Origin of the sequence: Pseudonocardia sp. EV170527-09 (assembly GCF_008369905.1) — a bacterium.
In the GTDB taxonomy this organism is placed as follows: Bacteria; Actinomycetota; Actinomycetes; order Mycobacteriales; family Pseudonocardiaceae; genus Pseudonocardia.
Genome location: NZ_VRMC01000241.1, coordinates 1 through 1,344 on the forward strand (window position 1 = coordinate 1; position 1,344 = coordinate 1,344).

Here is a 1,344-nt window from a genome sequence, read left to right on the forward strand (position 1 = left end):
TGATCTTCGGTCCGACGCGCCGGACCAACGACAAACCAGCTCGTACCTACAGCGACATCAGAGCCCGTACGCGGACACCGAGTGTGCGCGGGGACAGTGAGATACGGATGTGCGCCCAGCGTCTTCTCCCCGGCCAACGTCAGTGTCCGCTTTCCCAGGGCGCCGATCACGATCGCCTCGGCGGGCACGCTGTCGGCCAGGAGCGCATCGACGTAGTCGGCTATTCGGTCGAACGGTCTCGTGTAGGTGTCTCGGGTCTCGGGATGGCCGAGTCCGACGCCGAGGAGCAGCCGGGGCCCGTGGCGGTCGACGATGCGGTGATAGTGACGGGCGATGCCGCGGGCGTCGTCCTGCCACATGTTGATGATCGCCGTCGCGATGATCGCGTTGTTCGTCACGGCCACCATCTGCTCAACCAGGGCGAGGTCACCGACAGGGCATGCCCCGACCCCCACCCAGATCGTCTGATATCCCAGATCCTCGAGTTGCGGCGCGTAGTCGATACGGGGGGCATCACCCAGTGCGGGGTTGAGCCACGCTCCATAGGTGCCGAATCGCTCGTGCATTCACTGTGCTCCTGTCATTCCGGCGGTGTGGTGGTGCTGAAGATCGGCCAGCAGATCTCGGTGGCGGTGAACCGCGCCGGATCCGTGCGGGTGCCGCCGACGTAGTGTTCGCGGATGGGTCCCTGGCTGCTGATCAGATGCTCGTTGACATAGATCCCCAGGGCCGCGTAGCTGCGGTCGATGCCGTCGTGGCCGCCGGGATGGGTGAGCACCGCGAACTCGGTCCCGGGAAGGACCTCGGCCTGGACCCCCTCGGGTGGATCGATGGACGGTGGCGCGGGGACGAACATGGTGGCGCGGCCCTGCTGTTCGAGGAACAGTGCTCGCTCGTAGAGGCCGCCCGGCACCGTCGCGTCAGGCGCGCCCGGGGCCGTGGCGACGGCCTGGTGCAGTGTCCGCAGTGCCGCGGCGAACCAGTCGTCGATCTCGGAGACGTCGATGACGGCGCTGATGGACCACACCGCGAGCGCCGGCTCGTGGCGCAACGTGACGTCGGTGGGAGGGCTCGTCGGGGCGAGCAGCTCACGCAGGGCCCCCACGGTGTCGCGGGTCTGGGCGAGCGCAGCCTCCATCTGTTCGAGATGGGTGGTGATGATCTCGGTGCGGGCCCCGGCGTCGTCGGTGCTCAGGAGCGCCTTGATGTCGGGAATGGACATGCCCAGGGAGCGGAACCGGCGGATGATGTGGGCGTGGTCGACCTGACCGGTGTCGTAGAAGCGGTAGCCGGTGTCGGGGTCGATGTGGGCCGGTTCGAGGATGCCGATGTCGTGGTAGTGGC

At 67.5% G+C, this 1,344-nt stretch carries 1 protein-coding gene and 1 pseudogene; both read right to left on the reverse strand.

Features of this window, described 5'->3' with window-relative positions; all coding sequences use genetic code 11:
• Window positions 1–566, reverse strand: a pseudogene (locus tag FVA95_RS28790) (hypothetical protein); the annotation flags it as partial.
• Window positions 567–580: 14 nt separating this feature from the next.
• A partial coding sequence (locus FVA95_RS28795) for a GyrI-like domain-containing protein (protein ID WP_149666902.1) occupies window positions 581–1,344 on the reverse strand: 764 nt, incomplete at its 5' end.